The organism is Bradyrhizobium sp., from assembly GCF_035484855.1.
In the GTDB taxonomy this organism is placed as follows: Bacteria; Pseudomonadota; Alphaproteobacteria; order Rhizobiales; family Xanthobacteraceae; genus Bradyrhizobium.
In genome coordinates this window covers 1-2,247 of record NZ_DATHOP010000038.1, presented here as the reverse complement: position 1 = coordinate 2,247, position 2,247 = coordinate 1, and the positions used below count along the sequence as shown (strand labels likewise).

Annotated in this window: 4 protein-coding genes; 3 read left to right on the top strand and 1 reads right to left on the bottom strand. The window is 62.9% G+C overall.

All coding sequences use genetic code 11. The features are described from left to right. Together VK804_RS05190 and VK804_RS05185 are read left to right on the top strand one after the other, a co-directional pair. The coding region (locus tag VK804_RS05190) for a VOC family virulence protein (RefSeq protein WP_325368548.1) at nt 1-295 on the top strand (295 nt) is incomplete at its 5' end. 93 nt (nt 296-388) lie between these two features. Further along, entirely contained in the window at nt 389-964 is a 576-nt protein-coding gene (locus VK804_RS05185) for a peroxiredoxin (protein WP_325368546.1), read from the top strand. Between the two features lie 6 nt (nt 965-970). Here the strand turns inward: VK804_RS05185 and VK804_RS05180 are convergent, their stop codons facing one another. Beyond that, nucleotides 971-1,876, bottom strand: a complete 906-nt coding sequence (locus tag VK804_RS05180; protein WP_325368543.1) for a LysR family transcriptional regulator — start codon at nt 1,874-1,876, stop codon at nt 971-973. A gap of 123 nt (nt 1,877-1,999) precedes the next feature. Between VK804_RS05180 and VK804_RS05175 the strand changes: the two genes are divergently transcribed. Then, the coding region (locus VK804_RS05175; protein ID WP_325368541.1) for a hypothetical protein at nt 2,000-2,247 on the top strand (248 nt) is incomplete at its 3' end.

Genomic DNA, 2,247 nt, shown 5'->3' with positions numbered 1-2,247 from the left:
GCTGGTCGAGCGGCCGGCCGGTTTTGCCTATCGCTTCGGCGACAAGCAGCTCAACGTCCATGGGCCCGGCGTGAAGCCTGCCGAAGTGGCGCGGCTTCCGGTCGCGCCGGGCAACAGCGATCTGTGCTTTGAATGGATGGGGCCGATCGCCGATGCGGTGGCTCATCTCAAACGCCACGGCATAGCGATCGAGAACGGACCGATGCAGCGTTTCGGCGCCAAAGGCCCCGGCACCAGCGTTTATTTCCGCGATCCCGACGGTTCGCTGATGGAGTTCATGTCCTACACTTCATAGAGCGTGATCCGGAAAAGCATGCCCCCGGACTTGATCCGAGGGTGGGAACCGGTTTTCCGCAAGGATCATGCTCAATCGCCATAGGAGGCGCAGATGCAGGAAGCTCCCGGCAGGCACGATCCGACGGTGCTGCCGCTGGATATCCCGGCGCCGCGAGACGACGGCGGAGCGCGGCACCTCACCGGCATGAAATTGCCCGACATCGCGCTCGCAGCGACCGATGGCGATGCCGTCAATCTGGCGAAACTTAAAGGCCGCACCGTCCTCTATATCTATCCGCGCACCGGCGTGCCGGGCGTCGATCTGCCGCCGGGCTGGAACGAGATACCCGGCGCGCGCGGCTGCACGCCGCAATCCTGCGGCTTTCGCGATCATTTCGCCGATCTCAAAGCGCTCGGCGTTGCCCATGTTTACGGGCTCTCGACGCAGGACAGCGATTATCAGCGCGAAGCCGTCGAGCGGCTGCACCTGCCATTTGCGATCCTGTCCGACGCCGCGCTCAAGCTCGGACACGCCATGAAGCTGCCGACCTTCATGACCTCCAGCATGACGCTGTTCAAGCGCATGGCGCTCGTGATCGACGACGGTGTCATCATCAAAGTGTTCTATCCGGTGTTCCCGCCGGACAAGAATGCCGAGGAAGTCGTTGCCTGGCTGCGCAGCAGCTAGCGCCGATCAGCCGCCGACGCCGGCGGCGGCGAAATAACGGGTCATGAAGTCGTTGAACGCGAGCACTTTGGCGGAGCGCTGCTGGCCCGCCGGATAGACCGCGTAAATCGTTGCTTCGGGCAATTTGAATTTCGGCAGCACCTCGATGACGCGGCCGGCATTGAGATCGTCGCGGAAGAAAATCACCGGGCCGTAAGCGATGCCGAGGCCGCGCACCGTCGCGGTCTTAAGAACCTCGCGGTGGCTGGTCACGATCGGCCCGCTGACTTTCACCACGCGCTCGCCGTCATTGCCGATGAGGTGCCATTCGTCGGGCGTGTCCAAATAGCTGTAGGTCAGGCAGGCGTGTTGCGCGAGGTCTTCCGGATGCCGCGGCGTGCCACGCCGCGCCAGATAGTCGGGTGCCGCGCACAGAATGCGGCGGGATGTATTGAGCTTGCGCGCGATCAGGCTCGATGACGTGCCGCGCGGCCGCCCGACGCTGATGGCGATGTCATAGCCTTCCTCGATCGGATCGGTGACGCGATCGTTCAAGGTCAGATTGATGCGCAGGCGCGGGTAGGCGAGGACGAGGTCGGTGATCGCGGCCCCGATCTCGGCCAGCCCAAAATTGGTCGGCGCGATGATGCGCAGCTCGCCGCGCGGCTCGTTGTGGAGCTCGCCGGCCGATCTCTCGGCCTCTTCGAGATCGGCCAGGATGCGCCGGCACTGCTCGTAGAAGGCGCGGCCTGCTTCCGTCACGCTGACGCGGCGCGTGGTGCGGTTGAGGAGGCGGGCGCTCAGGCGCTCCTCAAGCGCCAGCACGTGTTTGCTGGCGGCGGCCCGCGATATGCCGAGCCGTTCGGCAGCGGCGGTGAAATTTCCTGCCTCGACCACGGCCGCGAAAACGCGAGTGTTCTCAAAGCGATCCATTCGAGGCCCGATTGTCAATCATTGATTGACAATCTATTTCAGCCTGCCGCGATGATCAAATCAATTCGACCCGGTACTCTCCTCGCCAACAGAGCAAAAATCTCTCGAACGGAGGAAGCCGCCATGTCCAAGTTCGTCGTCGCACCACATTTCCGGTTGCATGAATGGGTCGCCGAAGAGAAGGGCTATTTCGCTGCCGAAGGTCTCGATTACGAATTCCGCGAGACCATGGATTCAAGCTCCGGCAAAGGTCATCACATCGGCAATAAGGTCGGGGCCTATCAGACCCTGGAAGCAGGCCGCACCTGCAATGTCAGCGGCGCCTGCCATTGGACCATGAACGTCGCGGCGTCGAACGGTCACGGCAAGCT

Excerpts from the sequence above, each read along its gene's own strand:
- VK804_RS05180 (WP_325368543.1), bottom strand. The coding sequence starts at position 1,876 with ATGGATCGCTTTGAGAACACTCGCGTTTTCGCGGCCGTGGTCGAGGCA.
- VK804_RS05185 (WP_325368546.1), top strand. The coding sequence starts at position 389 with ATGCAGGAAGCTCCCGGCAGGCACGATCCGACGGTGCTGCCGCTGGAT.